Raw genomic sequence first — 24,205 nt, 5'->3', positions numbered from 1 at the left:
GCCTTCAGTCCATTTACCCATATTGTACACTATCTTTTATTCAATGGAAACGGATTTCACCCACTCTTCGACAAAAGCGAGCGCTTCTTCCGTTTTTTCCGGATGTTTCCCGCCGGCCTGAGCCATATCCGGGCGGCCTCCTCCGCCCCCGCCGCAAACAGCGGCCACTTCTTTTACAAGTTTTCCTGCATGGAATCCTTTCGCCACAAGGTCTTTCGTCACGCCAGCGATAAAATTCACTTTTTCTTTTTGAACGGAACCTAAAACGATGATTCCTGACGGCAATTTTTGCTTTAATTCATCTGCCATGCTTCGCAATTGATTCATATCCGACGCATCGACTTTCGCCGACAGCACATTGATTCCATCAACTTGTTTCACTTGATTGATAAGACTGCCCGCTTCTATATTGGACAATTTTGCAGCAAGTGATTCATTTTCACGCTGCAATTCTTTCATTTCTGCTTGAATACTGTCAATTTTCGTCAAAATGTCTTTTGGATGCGTCTTTAATTTTTCAGACGCTTCTTTTAATAACGCCACTTGGCTGTTTAACAGCTGGTATGCTCCTTCACCTGTGACAGCTTCAATCCGGCGGGTTCCAGCGCCGATCCCCGTCTCGGAAACAATTTTAAACAACCCGATAACTGACGTGTTCGGCACATGGCAGCCACCGCACAGCTCCAAGCTGTAATCTCCGATGGAGACAACGCGGACAATATCGCCGTACTTTTCGCCGAATAAAGCCATCGCACCTTGTGCTTTTGCTTCCTCCAGTCCTTTATATTCAATTCCGACCGGAAGGCTTTTCCAAATTTTTTCGTTCACAATCGCTTCAACTTTTTCCAATTCTTCTGGACTCACTTGACCGAAATGGGAGAAGTCAAAACGCAGCCGTTCAGGTTCTACCAGCGAACCTGCTTGGTTAACGTGATTTCCAAGTACATCTTTCAACGCCTGATGCAAAAGGTGAGTAGCTGTATGGTTTCGAGTCACGTTTGCACGGGCCGTTTTATCAACTTGCGCGTGAACCAATTGTCCTTGTTCGAGAATCCCTTCATCAATGACGGCGTTATGAAGGTGCTGTCCATTTGGCGCTTTTTGTACATCTTGAATGGTGACCTTCACATGATCAGCTACAAGTACTCCTTTATCTGCGATTTGACCGCCGCTTTCTGCATAAAAAGGAGTCCGATTGAGGATGAATTGGACGGTGTCGCCTGCACTGGCTTTTGAAACTATTTCTCCGTTTTTCAAAATCACTTCTACCACTGCGTCTGTTTCCAGCTGATCATATCCGATAAATTCGCTTTTCGTTGTAATGGATTGCAGAAGAACGTTCTGAGTTTGCATGGAATCGACGTCTTGACGTGCTGAACGGGCTCGTTCCCGCTGACGTTCCATTTCTTTTTCAAATCCTTCATAGTCGATTTTCAAGCCTTCTTCTTCTGCATACTCTTCCGTTAACTCCACCGGGAATCCGTACGTATCATATAGGCGGAAGACATCTTCGCCGCTAATCGTTTTGTGATTTTGTACTTTTGCCTTACGGATCACCGATTCGAGAATAGAAAGACCTTCATGCAGTGTTTCATGGAATCGTTCTTCTTCATTTTTCACGACTTTTTGAATAAAGGCAGCTTTATCGTTTACTTCCGGATAGTAGTCAATCATAATGTTTCCCACAACTGGGACAAGTTCATACATGAAAGGACGATTTATATGGATCTTTTTCGCATAGCGGACAGCTCTGCGCAGCAATCGTCTAAGAACATAGCCTCTTCCTTCGTTGGAAGGCAATGCACCGTCTCCAATGGCAAAAGTGACCGTACGAATATGATCGGCAATCACTTTAAATGCAACATCTTTTTCCGGATCTTTTCCGTAAGTTTCTCCTGAAATTTTTTCAGTAGCTCTTATAATAGGCAAAAACAAATCGGTATCGAAGTTCGTTTCCGCTTCTTGAACAACGGAAGCCATTCGCTCAAGACCCATACCGGTATCAATATTTTTCTTTGGAAGCGGTGTATAAGTGCCATCCGGATTATGATTGAATTGGGAAAATACTAAATTCCATATTTCCAGGTAGCGGTCGTTTTCACCGCCAGGATACAGTTCAGGATCATTAGGGTCGTCTCCATATTGCGGACCGCGGTCATAAAAAATTTCCGAGTTGGGACCGCTTGGCCCTTCGCCTATATCCCAGAAGTTGCCTTCCAAACGAATAATCCTCTCCTCAGGAATCCCAATTTTCTTGTTCCAAATTTCATAGGCTTCCTGATCTTCGGGATGGATGGTAACGGAAAGCTTTTCTTTCTCGAAACCCATCCATTTTGGATCGGTCAAAAATTCCCATGCCCATGCAATGGCTTCTTCTTTGAAATAATCTCCAATAGAAAAGTTTCCAAGCATTTCGAAAAACGTATGGTGGCGAGCCGTTTTCCCCACATTTTCAATGTCATTAGTGCGAATAGATTTTTGAGCATTTGTAATTCGCGGATTTTCCGGTACCACCCTGCCATCGAAATATTTTTTTAAAGTGGCCACACCGCTGTTGATCCACAACAAAGATGGATCATTATTTGGAATGAGTGATGCGCTCGGTTCAATTTGATGGCCTTTTTCTTTAAAAAAGTCCAAAAACATTTGGCGTATTTGGGCGCCAGTTAATTTTTTCATGATATAACCTCCTACATAAACAATTCTGTATGTACAATGAAAAACTAGAGTTATGGATAAAATCGTTTTGCAAGCAAAACGCATGAAAAGAGTCCGGCTAACTGACCAATTGTGGCGCTCTAAAATAAAAAAAGCCCTCCTTCCCGGACAGGGACGAAGGGCTCTTCGCGGTACCACCCTGATTATGGATCCATCGATTCACACAATCCATCTCTTTGGCGCCTTAACGCGGCGTACTACGGCAGTTTTTGCCTGCACTCCGGATTAGCCTTCTGTTATCCTTCATCTGGAATTTCTTTCAGCCCGGGGAAATTCCTCTCTTCCGTGTAATCACATTACACTCAGATGGTCTATAACATACTCGATCCTTCTTTGTTTTATACCCATTTGAAATTGTTTTTAAAGGAAATGGCCTTATCGATCAATCTTGTTAATTCGTTAATTTGTTCATACAATTTGGATTCACTTGTCTATGTCGCATTATAGAAAGTTATTCAATATTTGTCAATGTTATTTATGGGGCTTCCATAAATGCGTTTTTGCATGCACCATTGCCACTTTTACAACGGCCAGAAACGGCACGGCGAAAATTAATCCGGCAATTCCTCCGACTTCTCCGCCGATGATAAGGGCAGCCATGATAAATAAAGGGTGCATGTTTAAGCTTTTGCCGACAATAAACGGGGACAATACATTTCCTTCTAAAAACTGCAGAACCAAAATGATGATGATCACGTAGACGGCCATTTTATTTGAAATGACCACCGCAATGATAACGGCCGGCACCGCACCGATAATAGGCCCAAAATAAGGAATGATGTCGGTAACAGCTATAATGATTCCAAGCAATACAGGATATTTCATATGAATCATCCAAAAAAGGAAAGCAGCAACCGTTCCGAGCAGCACACAGACTAGAATCTGTCCTCTTATATACCCACCAAGCGATTCATCCAAATCTTTCAGAAAATAAAGCCCTTTTCTCCGCCACTTTTTCGGCGTTAAATACCAAATCACCTTTTTAACATCATGAAAATCTTTTAACAAATAAAAAGAAACAAAGGGAACAACGGCAAACAGCAAAAGAAAATTCAGCATTTTCGTCAACCAACCGATAAACAAAGCCAAAAGATTGGTAAGCCAAGTTTCAAAAGCATGAATTCTCGCTTGAATCTGATCTTGAAGGCCATCCGGCCAAGTGGAAGTTTTTCTTTCGAGGTGAAACATCCAATGTTGATATTGAGATACTAACACGGGAGCGTTCTCAGACAACTCGTTCAGCTGCTCGATAATGACAGGAATACCTTTGTAAATGGAATAACCCACTCCCCCGAAAAAGAGGAGATAAATCAGGAAAATAGACAGTCCGCGAGGCAGGCCCGCTTGATAAAGTTTCTCCACCCACGGATGAAGCAAATAGGTAATAAAAGCCCCTAAGAAAAATGGAAAAAGCCCGGTGAAGATGACTTTTAAAAAAGGCAGCCATACCGGTTTTAAGAGAACAAGCAAATAAAGTGTCACAAAGACCAATAATAAAAAACCCAATTGGTACATCCATTTTATGTATCTTTTAGGATCCATCATCTCATCCCCAACATAGCAAACCATCTACTATTAGGTTGCGAGTGGGATGCTGACTTTATTCGAAGAATCTTTTTCCTAAATCATCCAGCCTGCTGTACTTTTCAACCAAGATTGGTTGGTTTCAAATCGTGACTTGAAGTTTTGAGGGCTTCAGACTGAATGTTCAAGGAAGATGGAAAGAGAAAGAGATGCAGCGGACTGCATCTCTTTTCTCGCTAAAATAATTTTCTCACCTGTTTTCTGAGTTTCCGTATTTGCCGTTGATTAAGCATGGAGGAACGGCCGGCCCAAGCAGAAGCAGCCACACCGGCTCCAAATCCCAGCAATGAAATCATGGCTTTGTTCATGAAACAAACACTCCTTCAGCTTAGTCGTCGTTGTTTCTCATCGAACAAATCGTCTAAAGAAGTTAAAGAACCATCTTCCTCCACTTGATGAGTGTAAATCATTTGATTGGATACGGTTAACTCAATAAAACAATTCCAGCAATAGTACTGGTTGATCCCTATTTTGCCGATATCTTTACTCTGGCAATTTGGACAAATAAGCATGAAAGCCACCTCGCACACGTTCTGGCGTGACGATAACGGCATCTTTTCCGATCGCAGGGGGTGTATTCGTGCGGATAATTTTGCTGCCTTCCAATAGATCCGAAAAGAAACCATCCGTCAACTCATACCCTACGATCATGCCCAAATTTTCCAGAAAATATACATCTTTCAACCGGCCAAGGATTTCTCCATTTTTATCAAAAAAAGGCGTTCCTTCGATCGATTGTTTATGAAAAAACGTAAAAATTTTATCTGAACAAAATGGAATCAACCGTTCCTTTTTCGTCATGATGCAGTCGACCCCAAAGCATTCTACCGAATCAATCGGCAGCTGCTTTTTCACAGAAAAAAGGGAGACCGTCTTAACTAACAGCGACTTTACCTCGCCTTTTTCCGATATACAAAGATCGCAAACCTCCCCAAGGCGGCTGCCTGTACAGACATCGAAAACAGGCAGCCTGTTTAAGGAAGAAAATGTTCGCAAAAAGTGTCCCACCTTTCCCGAACTATTTATTATTGTGGGACTTACTCCATAAAATCATAAGGGGTAACGTTTTCCATTCCTATCATAGGATTGATTTGCATCCACTCTTCTTCACTCACCGGATAGGAAATGGAATTTTCCTCCTTGCTGTCAGCATCTTTATTAGCCAACGCTTCTGACAGTTTTTGGCGAAGAGTTGTTTTTCTCAACAAACTATCGTTACGTTCAACGCCCCAACGAAATGCTTCTTCTTCGCCGCATAAAATTAAAAATTTTTTGCTTCTCGTCACGGCAGTATATAATAAATTTTTTCGCAGCATGCGATAATAGCTTTTCACAACAGGCAAAATCACGATAGGAAATTCGCTTCCTTGTGATTTGTGGATGGAACAGCAATAAGCATGAGTGATCTGATTCAATTCTTGGCGTGTATAGGTGACTTCATTTCCTTCAAAAGAAACAAGGACCATGTCTTGTTTTTCCGTGTTTTCTTTCGCGTAAAAAATGGAAATGACCTCACCGATATCGCCGTTAAATACATTTTTTTCCGGTTTGTTGACAAGCTGAAGCACTTTATCTCCAATACGGTAGACTGTATCCCCGAAAGCCAATTCTTTTCGAGATTGATCATGATTTGGATTTAAAATTTCCTGCAGCATTTTATTTAAACGGTCAATCCCGGCAGGCCCTTTATACATCGGAGCCAAAACTTGAATATCTTTTGCCGTAAATCCTTTGTTGCGAGCATTTTCCACCACTTGCTCAACAACGCTGGCAATTTGTTGTGTGGAACATTTAATAAACGAGCGATCTTTTTTTTGAACAGCTAGGTCAGCAGGCAGTTTTCCCTTTTTGATTTCATGAGCTAATTCAATGATGGAAGATCCGTTTTCTTGCCGATAAATATCCGTAAGCTGTACAGTCGGTATCGTTTTCGAGTCCAGCAAGTCTTTTAACACTTGTCCCGGGCCGACAGATGGCAGCTGATCTTCGTCCCCTACCAGCACGACTTGAACTTCCTCCGGCAGCGCATTAAAAAATTGATAAGCCAGCCATGTATCCACCATGGACATTTCATCAATGATCACTAATTTTCCGTTAATGGTCCGGTCTTGTTCAAAATCGATTCCGGCTTGTCCGTTCCAGCCAAGCAATCGGTGGATCGTTGCTGCCGGCAGGCCCGTTGATTCCGCCATCCTTTTTGCAGCTCTTCCCGTAGGCGCTCCTAAGACGATTGGAAAAGGGTCGTCTTTACTATAATCTTTCGGATCCAAAGATAGACCGTGCAGCTCTGCGTATAATTCGACAATTCCTTTGATTACTGTGGTTTTTCCCGTTCCGGGGCCGCCCGTCAGCAGTAGCATCGGCGATAATAAAGCCGTTTGGATCGCTTTTTTCTGAGAGGAAGCATACTGTACGCCAATTCTTTCTTCTAATTTTCCCAAGGCTAATAAAAATTCTGATTCAGGAAATTGTTCCTCGTATTGATCTTGGGCTAAGATTCGCTGAATATTGGAAACAATCCCTTTTTCAGCGAAATAGAGAGACGGAATATAAATTCTGTCCTCTTCTTCAATCAGCTTCTTCTCTTTTTTCAATTGATGAAGCTGTTCGGATATGTCAGTCTCAGCGATTGGAGTGCTGCTGTTTTTATCCAAGAGAGCTTTTCCTTTTGAAAGCAAGTCCTTTTGATCCAAATAGACATGACCTTCTTGCAGACATTCCGATTCCAGCGTATACAAACAGGCTGCTTTCAAACGTTCTGGGTGTGTCTCATCCATTCCAAGCTGTTTTCCTAATTCATCAGCGCGCGAAAATCCGATCCCTTCCACGTCCTCCACAAGCTGATAAGGATTTTTTTGGATAATATCCAACGTTTGTTCTTTATAGGTCTGGTAAATTTTCATGGACATTTGCGGACCGAATCCGTATTGATTTAAGGCGACCATGATTTGTTCGAGCCCTTCATTTTCCTTTAAAACATCGTAAAGAGCTTTCGCTTTTTCTGAGGATAGATTCGGAACACCATCAAGCACGGAAGGGGATTTCAATATTTTGGAAATGGCATCTTCGCCTAAGTGATCGACAATTCTTTCCGCCGTTTTTCGCCCGATTCCCTTGAACAATTCGCTCGATAAATATTTGATCACTCCTTGCCTTGTCTGAGGAACTTCTTTTTGAAAATGTTTGCATTGAAATTGAATTCCAAATTTTGGATGCTCTTGAAAAAAGCCATAAAAGGTGTATGTTTCATGTTCGTGTACTTGCGGAAAATAACCAGTAATGACCGCTTCTTTTTCTTCATATTGGTCATTTGTTTCTTCCACTTTTACCCTTATGACGGTATAAAGATTTTGTTCATTGCGAAAGATGGTCGCGATATGGCGGCCTTTCACATATGTTTCCTGTTCTGCAAACAGGCCGATATTGTGCTGCCCTTCCATCATTGAACCTCCTTGCTTCGGCTCCAAATCCCACAGCTCATGTTTGATGATTCCCTTCATCTCGAAATTGGAAAGAAAACGGGAAACTCTCCTTAAAGGACGATTCGTTCCACCAACCAGCGATCGGAAAAAGTTTCACAGAAGATGAAAATTTCATTAGATTTTTTCCAGCATCTTTAAACCGTAGCCGGCAAGAAGATGATCTTCTTGCAGTTCAAGCGCTTTTTGAAACATTTTTTTAGCTTGCTCCCGGTCCTCTCGATAACCGGCATAAGCAACTCCTAAATTATAATAAGCGTCGGCATGATTAGGATTGAGCTGAATGACTTTTTCAAACTGTCGAATCGCTTCTTCATAAACGTTTAGCTTTGCCAAAGAAAGTCCGTATTGAAAAAGAGCTTCGCTGTCGTTCGGATTCAATTCAACTGCCCGTTGTAGATAAGGCAAAGCGAGTTTGTTTTGTTCCAGTTGGACAAAACACATCCCGGCCATAAAATAGCTGTCTTCATCTTGCATTCCTTTTTGAATCGCTTTTTCAAAACAGCCGACCGCATCCTCAAAACGATTTTCATTATAATAAAGGCTGCCGAGTGCATAATAAGCAGCGGCCGCATTGCCGTCCACCTCAATGGCTTTTTGAAAAAAATTTTCCGCTTTGCTCATCTCGCCCACAGAAACTAGAACGTTTCCAAAATTAATATAGGCAGCGGGATCTTGCGGATTCTCTTCGATATGTTCTGTAAACATCTTCAATGCTTCTTCGACTTTTCCAGCTTGCAAATATTCAATTCCTTTTGCATTTTTGTCCATCATGACACCTCTGATTTGTTCTAATAGGAAGTATATCATATTTGGAGATCCCATTTTCATTTACAAAAAGAAAGGGTTAGACCTTCCGACACAATATATAATAAGTTTATATATCGTGCAGCCCGATTAGGTCAAACCCTGATAAATCGACTGATTCTAGATGATCACTTGAAAACGGCGGTAAATCTTTGGTTTATTTTGAAGCGATTTGGATTCCTATTACCCGACATACGACAAACGATTGCCGTTTTTAAACACTTGGTCAATGGTTCCGCCGCCCAAACATTCCTCACCGTTGTAAAAAACAACCGCTTGTCCCGGGGTCACAGCTCGTACGGGTTCGTCAAACACGACGCTGGCGCGACCGTTCGAAAGCAATTGGACTGTTACCTTCGTATCTGGTTGACGATAGCGGAATTTAGCCGTACAGGTAAATTGCTGCGGTTTTTCGCGATCCGATACCCAGCCGACGTTTGTCGCAATAATCGAATCTGAGTATAGGGCATCATTGTGGAAGCCTTGTCCTACATATAGAACATTGCGTTTCACATCTTTTCCTACGACAAACCACGGTTCACCTGAACCACCAATTCCAAGGCCATGGCGTTGTCCGATGGTATAATACATTAATCCATCATGTTCTCCCATCACTTTTCCATCCAGCGTTTCCATTTTACCGGGCTGAGCGGGCAAATACTGGCTTAAAAACTCTTTAAAATTCCGCTCCCCAATAAAGCAGATTCCGGTGCTGTCTTTTTTCTTCGCTGTAGCAAGCCCTGCTTCCTGTGCGATTTCCCTTACTTGCTTTTTCTCTAAATGTCCGATGGGAAACATTACCTTTTCGAGCTGGAATTGCTGCAATTGATTGAGGAAATACGTTTGATCTTTATTCGAATCTTTTCCTCGCAAAAGTTTTACTTCTCCGCCCCGTTCTTCAACTTGAGCGTAATGTCCGGTGGCCACATAGTCCGCACCAAGATTCATGGCATGATCCAAAAAGGCCTTAAATTTAATTTCTTTATTGCACATGACATCCGGATTAGGAGTGCGGCCCGCCTTGTATTCATCCAAAAAATACGTAAAAACTTTATCCCAATATTGTTTTTCAAAATTTACCGCATAATAAGGAATGCCGATTTGGTTGCAAACGCGAACGACATCATTATAGTCCTCCGTGGCTGTACAAACGCCATTTTCATCTGTGTCATCCCAATTCTTCATAAAAATGCCAATTACATCATACCCTTGCTCCTTTAGCAAAAGAGCGGCTACAGATGAATCTACTCCGCCGGACATGCCGACGACGACACGGGTATCTTTCGGTGATTTTTTCATTCTGCTTGTCCACTTCCCTCACTGCTTTGTCAATCGTTTTACTATCTTTGAAATAATAGCCGCCGCTTGAAGAATTTGATCTTCTGTATTATTAATGCCGAAGCTAAATCGGATGGAGTTGGTCAAACGGTCAGATTGGCTTCCGAACATAGCTCGGAGAACATGAGAAGGATCCACAGACCCAGCTGTGCATGCAGATCCACTGGAAGCTGCTATCCCTTCTAAATCCAAGTTCACAAGCATCGCTTCCACATTCGTGCCAGGAAAACTCAAGTTTACTACATGCGGAAGAGACTGTTCAAGCGTTCCGTTGATTGAAAACTCGACTCCTTCTTTTTTCAGCGTTTCGATGAGCAATTGCTTCAATTTATGGTAAAAAGCATATTTTTCCGGCTTTGTCTTTTGGGAAATTTCCACGGCTTTAGCAAAAGCAGCAATCGATGCGACATTTTCCGTTCCTGCCCGCCGTTTTCTTTCCTGTTCCCCACCGTGAACCGTTGGAATTAAGCGAACACCGTCCCTAACATACAGGAATCCTACTCCTTTCGGTCCATTAATTTTATGACTGGAGACAGACAATAAATCGATATGAAGGTCTTGCACATCGATGTCTGCCAATCCGTATGCTTGAACTGCATCCGTATGAAAAACAGCTTGATGATTCGTTAACAACTCTCCAACTTCCCGGATCGGCTGCAGCGTGCCAACTTCATTGTTGGCGAACATGATCGAAACAAGGATCGTATCGTCCCGCAAAGCCTTCTTCAACTCTTCCACAGAAATACGGCCGGTTTCATCCACCGGTAAATAAGTAACTTCAAATCCTTCTTTCTCCAAAAATTCACATGTATGCAAAACAGCATGATGTTCAACGGCTGTCGTGATGATATGTTTGCCTTTATCCGCCATGCCTCTGGCCACACCAATTAACGCCAGATTATCCGCTTCAGTCCCACCGCTTGTAAAAATAATTTCATCAAAGTTGGCATGAATGCTTTTCGCGATGAATTCCCTAGCTTGATCCACTACTTGACGAGCGTCGCGGCCAAAGTAATGGATGCTGGACGGGTTTCCATAATGATTTTGCATGGTTTCGGTTAAGACTTGGATCACTTTCGGGTGAACAGGACTTGTTGCTGCATGATCCAGATAAATGCGTTCCATTTTGAGAAATTCCTCCTTAAATGTAAAACATATAGGCATCCGATTCGCCTCGATCGGTATAATTCGCTAAGTCCTCCAATGTTGTGCTCTCAAGAACGTCCTTCACAGCATCTCGAATGCGCATCCATAACTCTCGTTTTGGAGGATCTTCATCTTCGATTCCTTCCACCGGGCTAATCGGACCTTCCAATACACGGATAATATCACCGGCTGTAATTTTGGAAGGGTCTCTGGCAAGTACATAACCTCCGTATGCTCCGCGGATGCTTTTGACCAAACCGGCATTTCTTAGTGGAGCGACTAGCTGCTCTAAGTAATGCTCAGATAAGTCATGCGTCTTTGCAATGGAGCGCAAGGGGGTCGGTCCCTCTCCGTATTTCTTGGCTAACTCAATCATAATCGTCAAGCCGTATCGGCCTTTAGTGGAAATTTTCATATTTTGCACCTCTATTCAATTCATTTTTTGATTTTTGCATTTTATGGATAAAGTAATCAGTGATTTTTTGACATTGTGGAAGTGTTATGCCTACAATCGTACCCATGAACAGACTAAATAAAATGGTTCCGACATGTACAGGTCCTCCCAAAAGAAAGCCCATTATGAGAACGATTACTTCCATTCCCCTTCGAACGTGGGAAACTTTCCATCCCGTTTTCGAAGTAACGGCAATCATTAAACTATCTCGAGGTCCGGCTCCAATTTGGGCAGAAATGTAAATACCCATTCCGTATCCATTGATGATGATGCCGAGCAGAAACATGCACAGCTTTCCTAAAAAACTATGGGGTGTTACGATAAAAGGCAGACTTAAATACATATCCATGAATATGCCGACAAGAAGCATATTTAAATAAGCGCCAAATTGAGGCCACTCTTTCATCAGTAAAGCAGATAAAGCTAAAACAGCCAACCCTACAAGTATTGACCAAGTCCCAACCGTTAACCCTAGTTTATAATATAATCCTACATGCATCGTGTCCCAAGGTGTTGCTCCGAGATCCGATCGAATCATGAACACAAGGCCGAGAGACATGACAAGCAAACCAGCCATAAAAACGACTAATCGAAAGATGATATTCCCCTTTGTTTTCACATAAACACCCCTTTAGATCCCCCGCGTAGAACAAATAAAGATTAGCTTTTGTCATTATAGCATACAATCTGAGCGAATACAGTTGAACTTGCCTTTTCCTATGGTAAGTTATTGTCAAAGATGTTTAAAAGACAAAAGACATTTTAAAAACGGGAAACCGATATAACTATAGATCTGGAGAGATGAAGTATGAGTACAAAACCGTTAGCATTTCGAATGAGACCGAGAACTATTGATGAAATTGCCGGACAAGAACACTTAGTCGGAGAAGGAAAAATCATTAGAAGAATGGTCGAAGCAAAACAGCTTTCATCTATGATTCTTTACGGGCCGCCCGGAATAGGCAAAACTTCCATTGCTTCCGCGATTGCCGGCAGTACTCAATATGCTTTTCGACAACTGAATGCAGTCACAAATAATAAGAAAGATATGGAAATTGTCGCTGAGGAAGCGAAAATGTCCGGAAAAGTGATTCTGCTTTTAGACGAAGTACATCGTCTGGATAAAGGGAAGCAAGACTTTCTTCTTCCTTATCTTGAAAATGGCAGCATTACATTAATCGGAGCTACAACCAACAATCCATACTTTTCGATTAATCCGGCTATTCGCAGCCGCTGTCAAATATTCGAATTAAAGCCGTTAACCTCGGATCAGATTCTCTCATTGTTGAAAAGAGCTCTTCATGATGAAAAACGAGGACTCGGAAAATGGAACATTCAAATCGACGAAGACGCGTTGCTCCATTTCGCGCATGGATCAAACGGAGATGCCCGCAGTTCTTTAAACGCGCTCGAATTGGCTGTCTTATCTACAAAAGAGGATGAAACCGGTACGATCCACATTAATCTTGAAATAGCAGAGGAATGTCTGCAAAAGAAAAGTTTTGTTCATGATAAAGATGGAGATGCCCATTACGACGTGCTCAGCGCTTTCCAAAAGTCCATTCGAGGAAGCGACGTAAATGCCGCACTTCATTACTTAGGAAGGCTGATTGAAGCTGGCGACCTTCCCAGCATTTCAAGAAGGCTTCTTGTCATCGCTTACGAAGATATCGGCCTTGCCAATCCTCAAGCTGGAGTTCGAACATTGGCCGCCGTCCAAACAGCAGAGAAAATAGGCTTTCCGGAGGCGAGAATTCCGTTGGCAGCAGCCGTTATCGAACTTTGTTTGTCTCCAAAATCCAATTCTGCCATCATGGCCATTGATTCGGCTTTAGCGGACATTCGAAAAGGGAAAAGCGGAGATGTTCCAGACCATTTAAAAGATGCCCATTACAAGGGAGCCAAAGCGTTAGGAAGAGGAATCAGTTATAAATATCCGCACGACTATGAAAGCGGCTGGGTAAAACAACAATACTTGCCAGACACATTAAAAGATGCCGTCTATTATCACCCAAAAACAACCGGGAAATTCGAAAAGGCACTGGCATCCGTTTACGAAAATATTTCCAAACTTCAAAACGATCATTCTTAAAACCAAATAAAACGATGTCAGGATCACTCGAACGGCAGATTCCCCTTATATTCATGATTGACATAAAGGTACGGCTTGTCATACCGCTATTTTTCAAACGCAACTGACGAGGAGCAATTTGCCGGTGATGATCTCTTCATCACCAATTTTTATTAAATGGAGCGATTTCTAAAAATAAAAAATAAAAAGAAAATAAAAAGTAGACTATTTTCTTTACAAAAATCTTGACTCTTTTCAAAAAAATAAATTAAAATGATATTCGTCGCATTTTATGTTATTTTGTCGAATAGAGAGAAAGGAGTGGTTTTTTTGAAAAAAATTGGGTTAGCTTGGCAAATATTTATTGGGCTAATCTTAGGAATTATCGTCGGGGTTATTTTTTATGGCAATTCCTCCGTTCAAGGATTCCTACAACCTATCGGCGATATATTCATAAGACTCATTAAAATGATTGTAATCCCGATTGTTGTTTCCAGCCTCATCGTCGGAGTTGCTGGTATTGGCGACATCAAACAATTGGGAAAATTAGGCGGTATTACACTGCTTTACTTTGAAATCATTACCACCATCGCAATCATTTTAGGGCTGTTGGTAGGTAATGTCGTGAAACCAGGTGTTGGCGTAGACATACACTCTCTTCATAAAGGTGATATCTCAAGTTACTTAAGCACCACAGAACAAGCAACCTCTCACTCATTTGCAGATACCATTGTCAACATCGTCCCTGACAATTTATTTAAAGCATTGGCGAACGGCGATATGTTAGCCATTATCTTTTTCTCCGTTATGTTCGGGCTCGGAGTTGCCGCGATCGGAGAAAAAGGAAAACCTGTACTGAAATTTTTCCAAGCAACTGCCGATGCCATGTTTAATGTGACAAACATGGTCATGAGGTTTGCACCGTTTGGCGTTTTTGCCCTTATCGGCATTACCGTATCGAAGTTTGGAGTAAGTTCTTTAATTCCGCTAAGTAAACTTGTATTAACAGTTTACGGAACCATGATTTTATTTATTCTGGTCGTTTTAGGATTAGTTGCCAAACTATTTGGCATTAATATCTTTCATATCTTTAAAATCCTAAAAAACGAGTTAATCCTTGCTTATTCCACTTCCAGTTCAGAAACCGTTCTGCCAAAATTAATGGAGAAAATGGAACGATTCGGATGTGCAAAAGGGATTACCACTTTTGTCATTCCTACCGGTTATTCCTTCAACTTGGACGGCTCCACTCTTTATCAATCAATAGCCGCCATTTTTATCGCCCAGATGTACGGCATTCATCTTTCAATTGCTGAACAAATTTCCCTAGTGTTAGTTCTTATGGTCACTTCCAAAGGAATTGCGGGGGTTCCTGGTGTTTCATTCGTTGTGTTGCTTGCGACACTGAGCACCACCCATTTACCAGTGGAAGGATTGGCTTTTATAGCTGGAATTGATCGAATTATGGACATGGCACGTACAGTTGTCAATGTTATCGGAAATTCACTTGCTTCTATTATCGTTTCCAAATTGGTTGGACAATACGATGCTGAAAAAGGAAAAGAATATTTGAAAGAAGTCTCGTAAAAGAAATCGAGTAGGAGGGAGCGATTAACTCCCGTCCTCTCACACCACCGTACGTACGGTTCCGTATACGGCGGTTCAATTAAGATCATTGACGCAAGTCTTTATAACTTCCGTGAATAGCTGTTCTCTTTATGCCAGTGGTCACTCCACCCTCCAAGAGGTCTCCCACGGGATTCACCGCTTCCTCCCTCAAGTGAGGTACTACGTTTTCTGTGTTCATCATGACTCACTGAATACCAAGGGCTATTCTCTCTTAATTGTTCGGTCCTTCTTAGTTGTTCTAGACCAACTAATACTATGACCTCTGCTGACTTCTGACGGTTCAGCTACTTATCACTAAGTAGGTTATGAAGAGTACTTCACCTATCCGCCAGACCTCCCCGGGTAAGTACATGCACTTTCACACCATCTATCCGCCTCATTTACTCGATATGACCTTCGACAGAAAGAGCTTTGTTTTGTTATGCAAACTCACTCCATCATACCTAGCCTTATATGAGGTTCGTGTTCCTCGGTCCGGTGTTTTGCCTCCAGCTTCCTTCAGATTCCGCGTCACCACGGACACCCTTGCTCTTGGCTAACCTCTACTTCTGTCTTCGGGGTTCGGGACTTACACCCTATAGTTCATGTACATGCCGGGCGCACATAAAAAGCTTGTCCGTATTTAGTGGACAAGCTTTTTTCATCTCTTTTCAAGAAGCGTGTTGATCTGTATTTCACAGCTTTCCACTGATTCAGAAAGTTTTTCCGTTACCTCTTTTCTTCGGCATGACCCTCTAGCCCTTCATTTTGAACTGTTCGATAAAAATTCAACATTGACTTCTTAGAAAATAAGATGCATGCAACGGAATGTTCATCCGCACTTAGTCCCCTCGTACGGACAACCCAAGCAACGAATAAAATGCCTTTCGTTAATTGTTGACCACTCGTCATATTTTCCCAACCAAAATTAGAATGGTCCCAATGGCTATAATCCAAAGAACAACGTCCATATTACATACATAATGAATGATCCTATCCTTTCCTTGATCTCCTTATATTTTCTTTGACAATAAAATTGATAAATCCTTGCAGGATGATTCAAAAAATACGAAAAGGATTGTTCCAATGAGCCTTTATCTGTATAATTAGTTGTAAATACATTTGTTTACATATGTAATTACAGGAGGAAATCTTCAATGAATGACGCATTAAAACAAAACACTCGCAAGCTCCTAGGTATAGCCGGTTTCGCTTGGCTGTTTGACGCCATGGATGTCGGAATGCTGTCGTTTATCCAAGCTGCCCTGCAAAAAGATTGGAATTTGTCGGTCAAGGAAATGGGATGGATTGGAAGCGTTAACTCCATCGGTATGGCAGCAGGCGCCTTTTTATTTGGTTTGCTGGCTGACAGAATCGGAAGAAAGCCGGTCTTTCTGATCACGTTGCTTCTCTTTACGATCGGGAGCGGATTATCGGCGTTCACAAGCACTCTTGTCTTATTTCTATTCTTCCGATTTTTTATCGGAATGGGCTTAGGGGGCGAACTTCCCGTTGCATCAACACTTGTATCGGAAAGCGTACCGGCCAAAGATCGTGGCAGAATCATTGTCCTTTTGGAAAGTTTCTGGGCAGGCGGCTGGTTGCTTGCTGCTGTCGTCTCCTATTTTATTATTCCAGAATACGGTTGGAGAATGGCATTATTATTAGGAGCCATTCCGGCACTGTACGCCCTGTATTTACGCTGGAATTTACCCGATTCAGCCCGTTTTCAATCGGTAAAAACAAAACGTTCTTTCATTCTAAACATAAAAGAAGTATGGTCTCGTCCGCATATTCGAAAAACGATCATGCTATGGATCGTCTGGTTTTGCGTCGTGTTCTCTTATTACGGCATGTTCCTTTGGCTCCCAAGCATTATGGTCATGAAAGGATTCAGCCTAATTAAAAGTTTCGGCTATGTGCTGATTATGACTCTTGCACAGCTTCCCGGCTATTTCACTGCTGCCTGGCTGATTGACAGAATCGGCCGTAAATGGGTCTTAATAATCTTTTTGCTGGGTACTTCCATCAGCGCATGGCTTTTTGGAAATGCGGAAACTTTGCCGTTGTTGATTACTTATGGAATTTTACTATCTTTCTTTAACTTAGGCGCTTGGGGAGCACTTTATGCTTATTCACCGGAACAATACCCGACGGCTATCCGCGGTACAGGGGTTGGAATGGCCACTTCTTTCGGACGAATAGGAGGCATCCTCGGTCCGCTTTTGATCGGTTTTCTTGGCAGCGAGACTTCTATCTCCGCCATCTTCTCTATTTTTTGTGCGGCGATTATCATCAGCGTTGTCAGCATCGCCCTATTAGGAACGGAAACAAAAGCGAAAGATCTGGCTTAATGCCGAAAATGCAGCTGATTAGATGAGGGAAAACTTCGATCCATCAATGTACCAAAAAAAGAGCGATGATCATTGGAAAGAACATCATCGTTCTATTACGGCAGCCTAAATGATGAACGATGACGTCGTTTCTTGACACCTTTACCAGCATGTCAAACGGGCGTCATTCTCTTTGCCTTTATTTTCATGGATTACTGCTCAAAAAAGAAATGCTTGCCTTAAAAATAAAAAGCCGCCTGTACCGGCGGCTTTTACCCGTTTTGCACCCGTGCTATTTCTATTCCTTCTAGCAGCTTTCGAACCACGTATGAGGCCATAATCAGGCCGCATACAGATGGAACAAACGCATTCGAAGATGGGGGCATTTTCGCTTTTCGAATACTTGCTTCGTCGTTGCCGACCACTTTGCGGACGTCTTCGCGGATCACGATGGGGCTTTCATCGGAAAACACAACAGGGACCCCTTTTTTGATCCCCTCTTTGCGCAATCGGGTACGAACCACTTTCGCAATCGGGTCAGTGTGCGTTTGGGATATATCGGCAATCCGAAATCGGGTTGGATCCATCTTATTAGCGGCTCCCATGCTAGAAATGATGGGAATATCTCGTTTCAAACATTCTTTCATTAAATGAATCTTATAAGTAATGGTATCGGATGCGTCAATGACGAAATCAGGGCGATAGCCAAAGAATTGCTCATACGTTTCTTCCGTATAAAACATTTTTAAGGCGATGACTTCACAATCAGGATTTATATCCGCGATTCTTTCTTTCATCACATCCACCTTTGCTTTTCCGATCGTGGACAGCAAAGCGGGAATTTGCCGGTTCACATTCGTTATATCCACTACATCTTTATCCACCATTACAATACGTCCAATTCCGGAACGTGCCAACGCTTCAACAGCAAAGGAACCGACTCCTCCAACGCCTAGTACAGCAACCGTGCTGTTTGCTAATTTTTCCAGCCCTTCTTTTCCAATCGCTAATTCATTTCTCGAAAATTGGTGAAGCATATTCTCACTCCTATTATGTAATCAGCCGTTGCCTAAGCTCGACAGTTTTTCGCCAAAAACTATCTTACCGCATCTAATAGAAAGGATTCAATAGACGTTTTTATGGAGGAAGGTCGAATGACCTGCCTAATAAGAAAACCTTTTCATTCAATACGCAAAAACAACCGCTGCATGCAGCGGTTGTTCATCAAAGCAAAATGGTTTATTCGGGCTATTTAAAGTCTACGGAAACAAAAGTACGAGTCCCAATCGTGCCGTTGTCAAAGATCTATACGTTTTGAACCCGCTCTCGGCAGGTGGGTGCCCTGTTTTAAGCTTTGCAAGTCCTCCATCCAGAGAAAGAGGCATTTGCGCTACTTAAAAACTCCAGGCTCCCGTAAATCTAAGTGTTCGGTCAAAACAGAATAGGTTACTAACGTACACATCAGGACTCGTAATCGTTACTGATATATTAACATAGCCTTCTTGATTTATCAACATTCAATACACATAATCTTTACCCATTTTTTTCAACAGACAGTCTCAAATGCAACTCTTCCAGTTGGCTTTGACTAACTTCCCCCGGTGCATCCGTCAACAAGCAGCTTGCACTGGCCGTCTTCGGAAAGGCAATCGTATCGCGCAGATTAGACCGGCCAGCCAGAAGCATGACGATCCGATCCAGTCCTAATGCGATTCCTCCATGCGGCGGAGTTCCATATTCAAACGCTTCAAGCAGGAAGCCGAATTGTTCCTCTGCTTCTTCTTTTGTAAAACTTAGCGCTTTAAACATTCTCTCCTGTATATCTTTCTCAAAAATCCGCAGTGAACCTCCGCCCAGTTCATAACCGTTTAGAACGATATCATATGCTTGGGCCCGTACTTTTTCAGGCTCGCTTTCAAGGTACGGCAAATCCTCTCTGAAAGGCATCGTAAACGGATGGTGGGCAGCGTAAAATCTTCCGTCTTCTTCGTCATACTCAAGGAGCGGCCAATCGGTTACCCATAAGAAATTAAATTGATTGTCATCGATCAGACCTAGTTCTTTTCCAAGTTTAAGACGAAGAGCACCGAGAGCATCGGCCACAATTGAGTTTTTATCTGCGACGAAAAGAAGCAGATCGCCGCTCTCTGCTTCCGCCGTTTTCTTCAGCTGATCTTGTTCTTCTTCGCTGAAAAATTTGGCGATCGGTCCTTTTAATTCTCCATCTTCTACTTTTAGCCATGCGAGACCTTTAGCACCGTAACGCGCTGCAAATTCTGCCAGCTGATCGATATCTTTTCGGGAATACTGGCCTGCAGCTCCTTTGGCGTTAATTAACTTTACTTGCCCCCCTTGAGCTACGGCATTGGCAAATACTTTAAAACTTGAATTTTTAACAATTTCAGAGACATCGATCAGTTCCATGCCAAAGCGGGTATCCGGTTTGTCGGAACCATAGCGGCTCATTGCTTCTGCATAAGTCATTCGCGGAAATGGTTCGGTGATTTCCAGTCCTTTGACTTCTTTCATTAATCGTTTCAACATTCGTTCAGTCAAGTCCATAATATCTTCTTGACTTAAAAAGCTTGCTTCGATATCGATTTGAGTAAATTCCGGTTGGCGGTCAGCGCGCAAATCTTCATCTCGAAAACAGCGAGCAATTTGATAATAGCGATCAAATCCCGACACCATTAACAACTGTTTAAAAATTTGGGGAGATTGCGGAAGTGCGTAAAATTCTCCCGGATGCACTCGGCTCGGTACTAAATAATCGCGTGCTCCTTCCGGGGTGCTTTTTGTCAAAATCGGCGTTTCTACCTCGATAAATCCTTCTTCATCAAGAAAACTGCGAACCGATTTTGTAATGTTGTGACGCATTTGAAACGTTTCAAACATCGTATTTCTACGCAAATCCAAGTAACGGTATTTCAAGCGCACATCTTCCGAAACTTCGGTCCGGTCTTCAATCGTAAACGGCGGATTTTTGGCTGCGCTTAAAATCGTCACTTCATTCGCCTGAATTTCAATGGTCCCAGTTTTAATATTGGGGTTGATCGTTTCACGACTGCGCGCCACCACTCTTCCTTTTATGTCAAGAACATACTCGTTCCGAACTTTATCTGCTGTTTCATAAGCTTCTTTTGATGTTTCCGGGCTGAATACCACTTGGACAATTCCCGTCCGGTCACGCAGATCCACAAAAACCAAGCCGCCTAAATCTCTTCTTCTTTGCACCCATCCTTTTAAAACGACCTCTTCACCAATGTGCTGGTCTGTAATTTCTCCACAATAATGAGTTCTTCCAAACAATCTTTTCTCCTCCTCAATTGATAGACATAGATGAAATGGTTCATTGATCTTGGCATTTACCCCTCTGTTTTGCAGAGGGGTCGATATACAGATTGATTCGTACTTTATATTTCTTTTAATTCAGAAACAAGCCGGTCAATAGGAACTTCTCTTTGCTCACCTGTTTCCATCTGTTTTAGGACGACCACCTGTTTCTTTAATTCGTCTTCACCTAAAATCGCCGCAAAGCGAGCGCCTAACCGGTCCGCCTGTTTCAACTGAGCTTTCATTTTTCGATCTTGGTAGTCTTTATCGGCCCGAATTCCGGCATGGCGAAGCTCTTGCAACAGCTTGACGGAATAATCTTTTGCTTCCTCTCCAAGAGAAACAAGAAAACAATCGAGACCTCGTTCTACAGGCAATTCGACTTTTTCCGCTTCAAGTGCCTGCAAAAGCCGTTCGATGCTGAATGCAAAGCCAATTCCCGGCATTTCCGGACCTCCCAAGTCTTGGACAAGTCCGTTATATCGTCCGCCGCCGCATAAAGTCGTAATGGCACCGAATCCTTCAGCATTGCTCATAACTTCAAAAGCGGTGTGATGGTAGTAATCCAATCCGCGGACAAGCGTAGGATCTACAATAAATTCAATTCCAAGTTCCTTTAAATAAAATTGAACTTTATCAAAAAACTTTCTGGAAGGTTCTGTTAAATAATCCAATATCGATGGAGCCGTCTTCATCAATTCATGGTCGCGATCTTTTTTGCAGTCTAAAATCCTCAGCGGATTCTTGTCCAGCCGATTTTGACAATCAGCACAAAATTCACCGATCCGAGGCTTGAAATGCTGAATAAGAGCTTCCCGATGAGCAAGTCGACTTTCTTTATCGCCCAACGAATTTATGACAAGTTGAATATTTTTTAGACCTAACTTTTTGAAAATAGTCATGACAATTGAAATGACTTCAGCGTCTATAGCCGGATCCTCGCTTCCAATCGCTTCAACCCCAAACTGGACAAATTGGCGAAAACGTCCGGCCTGAGGACGTTCGTAGCGAAACATCGGCCCTGTGTAAAACAGCTTAACAGGCTGATTAGGATCTCCGTACATTTTATTTTCCACATAAGAACGGACGACAGAAGCGGTTCCTTCCGGTCTAAGCGTAAGACTGCGTCCGCCCCTGTCTTCAAACGTGTACATTTCTTTTTGCACAATATCCGTTGTATCTCCGACCCCCCGCTGAAAAAGCTCAGTGTGTTCAAAAATCGGAGTACGAATTTCAGAATAATTATAGATCCGACAAACCTCTTTGGCCGTTTGCTCAATCCACTGCCATTTTTCTACAGTTCCCGGAAGGATATCCTGAGTGCCTCTTGGAATTTGTATCATGATTACTCCTCCTTCGTACCTAACCACTATGTACATGAATTCTTACGGATGAACCCATCGGCTAATAAAAAACTCTCGCCCCTTGCTTGCGCTTGCCAAAACAAGGGACGAGAGTAGATTCCCGTGGTACCACCCTAATTGGAGCGAAAATTGCTCCCACTTTGTCCGTTAACGCCATCTGCGTTCCCTCCTACTAAAAGTTCAGAGGGAAACCTAAGGAGTGTTTTTCGTTAAACAGCCATGCAGAAACGCTTTCAGCCCAAGGCATTTCCTCTCTTTGCATGCGTTTTTAACTACTCTTCTCCCTCATTGGTTTTATCTATATGTGTTTGATAGAATTCGCACATGCCAATGTCCTTAGTATAAGGAATTTCTCAAGAACGTTCAAGCCTCTTTTTTATCCGCTTGATTTCGTTCAGAGAGACACCGAATTCAGAAGCAAGCTCCCATAAATTCGCTTCTTCTCTATCTATTCGATCATGGAAACGGATGCCAAATAAAGGCTTGTTTTCACTTGAGACCATTGTTTGTTTATCGTTTGCCCGCATGATGATACCTGCCTTTCGTAAAATCTGATCCATCCGCAAAGAGATTGTTTCTATTATTTCCTTTTTCCTAATTTTTCATAAAAAAACAGGATTTTTTTTGAAAAAGAAGAATTGAAACAGTGAGTTCCTTTCAAAAGACGGATCAGAATCAAAACAGACATGGATGGTGAGTGATGGGTACGCGTTTTTTGACGTTGTTTCTTTTGTCGCTTTTGATTGTTTTGCTTCAGACTAGCTTGGCTTACGCAAACAGCATCACCGTAAACACCGATGTCGTCAATGTTCGGGAAGGCCCCGGCTATTCTTTTGGAATCATCGGCAACGTGAAAAACAACGAAACCTATTCTGTGCTGGAATCACAAAACGGCTGGTACAAAATTGAATTAAAGAATGGAACAAAAGGATGGATCGCCGGCTACTTAACTACGTTGGATCAAAAACAGAGCGATTTCAGCCGACAAGGGATCATCATAGCAGACCACGTCAATGTTCGAAACATTCCTTCAGAGCAAGGAGATATTGTCGGAAAGTTGAATAGCGGAGATTCAGTGAAGGCCGAACAAACGAAAAATGAATGGGTGCAAATCGAATACCAAAACCAAACAGCTTGGGTAAATCAACAATTTATTCGCCTCAATGATCAAAAAGAAAACGTTTTGAACAATAGGATGGCCGTCGTTCTTTACAACAATACCAATATTCGAACTGAACCATCTACCGATTCCGCTGTTACGGCAAAAGCAAATGCGGGTGATCGTTATCCGATCAACAAAGAGGTTGGAAATTGGTATGAAATTGATTTATCGAAAGGGCAGACAGGGTATATAGCCAGCTGGGTAGTCGCTGTTCATCAAGCCAATGTTTCTTCCCAATCAGCACTGGATCTAAGCGTTCTAAAAGGAAAAACCATCGTCCTTGATCCGGGGCATGGAGGAAAAGACCGAGGAACAAAAGGAGCAAGCGGCACTATGGAAAAAATTTTAACGTTGGAAACAGCAGAACGTTTATACGAAAAATTGGAACGGGCTGGGGCGCATGTTTTTTTAACAAGAGAGGATGATTCCTATATTCCGCTGGCTTCGAGAGTGGCCATGTCCCAAATTTTAGGAGCCGATGCCTTCATAAGCATCCACTTTGACAGCAACCACAATCAAAATATTCGGGGCTTTACCACTTATTACTATCATCCTTATCAACAGAGGCTGGCTCAAGCGGTGGAAATGCAAGTAAAAAAAGCAAGTCCGCTTTTTTCTCTCGGCGTTAAAAAAGGCGATTTTTACGTACTAAGAGAAAACAGTCAACCTTCTGTTTTGCTTGAACTTGGTTTTTTAAGCAATCCACAGGAAGAGCAAACCGTTATCACCCTTCCCTATCAAGAGCAGGCAACAACCGGCATTTACAACGGTCTCATTTCTTATTTTTCACAATAAAAAGGCGGCCAGT

General features: G+C 42.5%; 19 protein-coding genes, 1 other RNA gene and 1 other annotated feature. Of the genes, 4 read left to right on the top strand and 16 right to left on the bottom strand.

The features are described from left to right. Positions 1-36: 36 nt before the first annotated feature. From alaS to N1I86_RS13305, 11 genes are all read right to left on the bottom strand, one after another. The gene (gene alaS, locus N1I86_RS13355) at positions 37-2,679 is read right to left on the bottom strand and encodes an alanine--tRNA ligase (protein WP_341096714.1); all 2,643 of its coding nucleotides are present in this window, start codon (positions 2,677-2,679) and stop codon (positions 37-39) included. Between the two features lie 510 nt (positions 2,680-3,189). Continuing rightward, a complete protein-coding gene (locus tag N1I86_RS13350; RefSeq protein WP_341096712.1) occupies positions 3,190-4,260 on the bottom strand; it encodes an AI-2E family transporter in 1,071 nt (356 codons plus the stop codon). A 218-nt stretch (positions 4,261-4,478) separates the two neighbouring features. After that, on the bottom strand, positions 4,479-4,610 hold the full coding sequence (locus N1I86_RS13345) for a YrzQ family protein (protein WP_003355462.1): 132 nt from the start codon (positions 4,608-4,610) through the stop codon (positions 4,479-4,481). 15 nt (positions 4,611-4,625) lie between these two features. Then, the gene (locus tag N1I86_RS13340; RefSeq protein WP_003355463.1) at positions 4,626-4,814 is read right to left on the bottom strand and encodes a hypothetical protein; all 189 of its coding nucleotides are present in this window, start codon (positions 4,812-4,814) and stop codon (positions 4,626-4,628) included. Further along, positions 4,786-5,298, bottom strand: coding sequence for a PRC-barrel domain-containing protein (locus tag N1I86_RS13335; protein WP_003355464.1), 513 nt, complete (start codon positions 5,296-5,298; stop codon positions 4,786-4,788). Before N1I86_RS13335 ends, N1I86_RS13340 begins: the two co-directional genes overlap by 29 nt. Positions 5,299-5,339: 41 nt before the next feature. Further along, positions 5,340-7,742: an SF1B family DNA helicase RecD2 gene (gene recD2 / locus N1I86_RS13330; protein WP_003355465.1), complete on the bottom strand. Its 2,403-nt coding sequence runs from the start codon at positions 7,740-7,742 to the stop codon at positions 5,340-5,342. A gap of 156 nt (positions 7,743-7,898) precedes the next feature. Next, positions 7,899-8,552: a tetratricopeptide repeat protein gene (locus N1I86_RS13325; protein WP_003355467.1), complete on the bottom strand. Its 654-nt coding sequence runs from the start codon at positions 8,550-8,552 to the stop codon at positions 7,899-7,901. 219 nt (positions 8,553-8,771) lie between these two features. Next, positions 8,772-9,887: a tRNA 2-thiouridine(34) synthase MnmA gene (gene mnmA, locus N1I86_RS13320; RefSeq protein WP_327796934.1), complete on the bottom strand. Its 1,116-nt coding sequence runs from the start codon at positions 9,885-9,887 to the stop codon at positions 8,772-8,774. 18 nt (positions 9,888-9,905) lie between these two features. Next, positions 9,906-11,051 carry a cysteine desulfurase family protein gene (locus N1I86_RS13315; RefSeq protein ID WP_003355469.1) on the bottom strand — a complete coding sequence of 382 codons (1,146 nt, stop codon included), beginning with the start codon at positions 11,049-11,051 and terminating at the stop codon, positions 9,906-9,908. Positions 11,052-11,067: 16 nt separating this feature from the next. Next, positions 11,068-11,487: a cysteine metabolism transcriptional regulator CymR gene (gene cymR / locus N1I86_RS13310; RefSeq protein ID WP_003355470.1), complete on the bottom strand. Its 420-nt coding sequence runs from the start codon at positions 11,485-11,487 to the stop codon at positions 11,068-11,070. Next, a complete protein-coding gene (locus tag N1I86_RS13305) occupies positions 11,471-12,145 on the bottom strand; it encodes a YczE/YyaS/YitT family protein (RefSeq protein WP_003355471.1) in 675 nt (224 codons plus the stop codon). The genes cymR and N1I86_RS13305 overlap by 17 nt, the downstream gene beginning before the upstream one ends. A 189-nt stretch (positions 12,146-12,334) precedes the next feature. Here N1I86_RS13305 and N1I86_RS13300 point away from each other — a divergent pair, with 189 nt between their 5' ends. From N1I86_RS13300 to N1I86_RS13290, 3 genes are all read left to right on the top strand, one after another. Further along, the gene (locus N1I86_RS13300; RefSeq protein WP_341096708.1) at positions 12,335-13,618 is read left to right on the top strand and encodes a replication-associated recombination protein A; all 1,284 of its coding nucleotides are present in this window, start codon (positions 12,335-12,337) and stop codon (positions 13,616-13,618) included. A 309-nt stretch (positions 13,619-13,927) separates the two neighbouring features. Further along, a complete protein-coding gene (locus tag N1I86_RS13295) occupies positions 13,928-15,184 on the top strand; it encodes a cation:dicarboxylate symporter family transporter (protein ID WP_003355473.1) in 1,257 nt (418 codons plus the stop codon). A 1,178-nt stretch (positions 15,185-16,362) separates the two neighbouring features. Beyond that, positions 16,363-17,559: an MFS transporter gene (locus N1I86_RS13290; RefSeq protein ID WP_048623741.1), complete on the top strand. Its 1,197-nt coding sequence runs from the start codon at positions 16,363-16,365 to the stop codon at positions 17,557-17,559. 251 nt (positions 17,560-17,810) lie between these two features. Here N1I86_RS13290 and N1I86_RS13285 read toward each other — a convergent pair whose 3' ends face one another. The 5 genes from N1I86_RS13285 to N1I86_RS13265 form a co-directional block, all read right to left on the bottom strand. Then, positions 17,811-18,575 (bottom strand): tRNA threonylcarbamoyladenosine dehydratase, encoded by a 765-nt coding sequence (locus N1I86_RS13285; RefSeq protein ID WP_003355475.1) that lies wholly within the window; start codon positions 18,573-18,575, stop codon positions 17,811-17,813. 238 nt (positions 18,576-18,813) lie between these two features. After that, positions 18,814-19,009, bottom strand: a non-coding RNA gene (ssrS, locus tag N1I86_RS13280) — 6S RNA. Between the two features lie 62 nt (positions 19,010-19,071). Next, on the bottom strand, positions 19,072-20,847 hold the full coding sequence (gene aspS, locus N1I86_RS13275) for an aspartate--tRNA ligase (protein WP_003355476.1): 1,776 nt from the start codon (positions 20,845-20,847) through the stop codon (positions 19,072-19,074). A 104-nt stretch (positions 20,848-20,951) separates the two neighbouring features. After that, positions 20,952-22,217, bottom strand: coding sequence for a histidine--tRNA ligase (gene hisS, locus N1I86_RS13270; protein WP_341097357.1), 1,266 nt, complete (start codon positions 22,215-22,217; stop codon positions 20,952-20,954). 97 nt (positions 22,218-22,314) lie between these two features. Next, positions 22,315-22,533, bottom strand: a binding site (T-box leader). A 55-nt stretch (positions 22,534-22,588) separates the two neighbouring features. Further along, on the bottom strand, positions 22,589-22,762 hold the full coding sequence (locus N1I86_RS13265) for a hypothetical protein (protein WP_040341976.1): 174 nt from the start codon (positions 22,760-22,762) through the stop codon (positions 22,589-22,591). Positions 22,763-22,935: 173 nt separating this feature from the next. On the opposite strand from N1I86_RS13265, the gene N1I86_RS13260 reads away from it, so the two are divergent. Next, positions 22,936-24,192, top strand: coding sequence for an N-acetylmuramoyl-L-alanine amidase (locus N1I86_RS13260; RefSeq protein ID WP_341096701.1), 1,257 nt, complete (start codon positions 22,936-22,938; stop codon positions 24,190-24,192). Positions 24,193-24,205: the final 13 nt, after the last annotated feature.

Origin of the sequence: Bacillus sp. FSL W8-0116, assembly GCF_038003825.1 — a bacterium.
GTDB lineage: Bacteria > Bacillota > Bacilli > Bacillales > DSM-4216 > Bacillus_O > Bacillus_O smithii.
The sequence above is the reverse complement of the archived record's forward strand: the minus strand, read 5'-3'. Positions and strand labels throughout refer to the sequence as shown.

Bases quoted from the DNA above. Each gene is read 5' to 3' on its own strand.
- alaS (WP_341096714.1), bottom strand. From the start codon at position 2,679: ATGAAAAAATTAACTGGCGCCCAAATACGCCAAATGTTTTTGGACTTT.
- N1I86_RS13350 (WP_341096712.1), bottom strand. From the start codon at position 4,260: ATGGATCCTAAAAGATACATAAAATGGATGTACCAATTGGGTTTTTTA.
- N1I86_RS13345 (WP_003355462.1), bottom strand. From the start codon at position 4,610: ATGAACAAAGCCATGATTTCATTGCTGGGATTTGGAGCCGGTGTGGCT.
- N1I86_RS13340 (WP_003355463.1), bottom strand. From the start codon at position 4,814: ATGCTTATTTGTCCAAATTGCCAGAGTAAAGATATCGGCAAAATAGGG.
- recD2 (WP_003355465.1), bottom strand. From the start codon at position 7,742: ATGGAAGGGCAGCACAATATCGGCCTGTTTGCAGAACAGGAAACATAT.
- N1I86_RS13325 (WP_003355467.1), bottom strand. From the start codon at position 8,552: ATGGACAAAAATGCAAAAGGAATTGAATATTTGCAAGCTGGAAAAGTC.
- mnmA (WP_327796934.1), bottom strand. From the start codon at position 9,887: ATGAAAAAATCACCGAAAGATACCCGTGTCGTCGTCGGCATGTCCGGC.
- N1I86_RS13315 (WP_003355469.1), bottom strand. From the start codon at position 11,051: ATGGAACGCATTTATCTGGATCATGCAGCAACAAGTCCTGTTCACCCG.
- cymR (WP_003355470.1), bottom strand. From the start codon at position 11,487: ATGAAAATTTCCACTAAAGGCCGATACGGCTTGACGATTATGATTGAG.
- N1I86_RS13300 (WP_341096708.1), top strand. From the start codon at position 12,335: ATGAGTACAAAACCGTTAGCATTTCGAATGAGACCGAGAACTATTGAT.
- N1I86_RS13290 (WP_048623741.1), top strand. From the start codon at position 16,363: ATGAATGACGCATTAAAACAAAACACTCGCAAGCTCCTAGGTATAGCC.
- N1I86_RS13285 (WP_003355475.1), bottom strand. From the start codon at position 18,575: ATGCTTCACCAATTTTCGAGAAATGAATTAGCGATTGGAAAAGAAGGG.
- N1I86_RS13265 (WP_040341976.1), bottom strand. From the start codon at position 22,762: ATGCGGGCAAACGATAAACAAACAATGGTCTCAAGTGAAAACAAGCCT.
- N1I86_RS13260 (WP_341096701.1), top strand. From the start codon at position 22,936: ATGGGTACGCGTTTTTTGACGTTGTTTCTTTTGTCGCTTTTGATTGTT.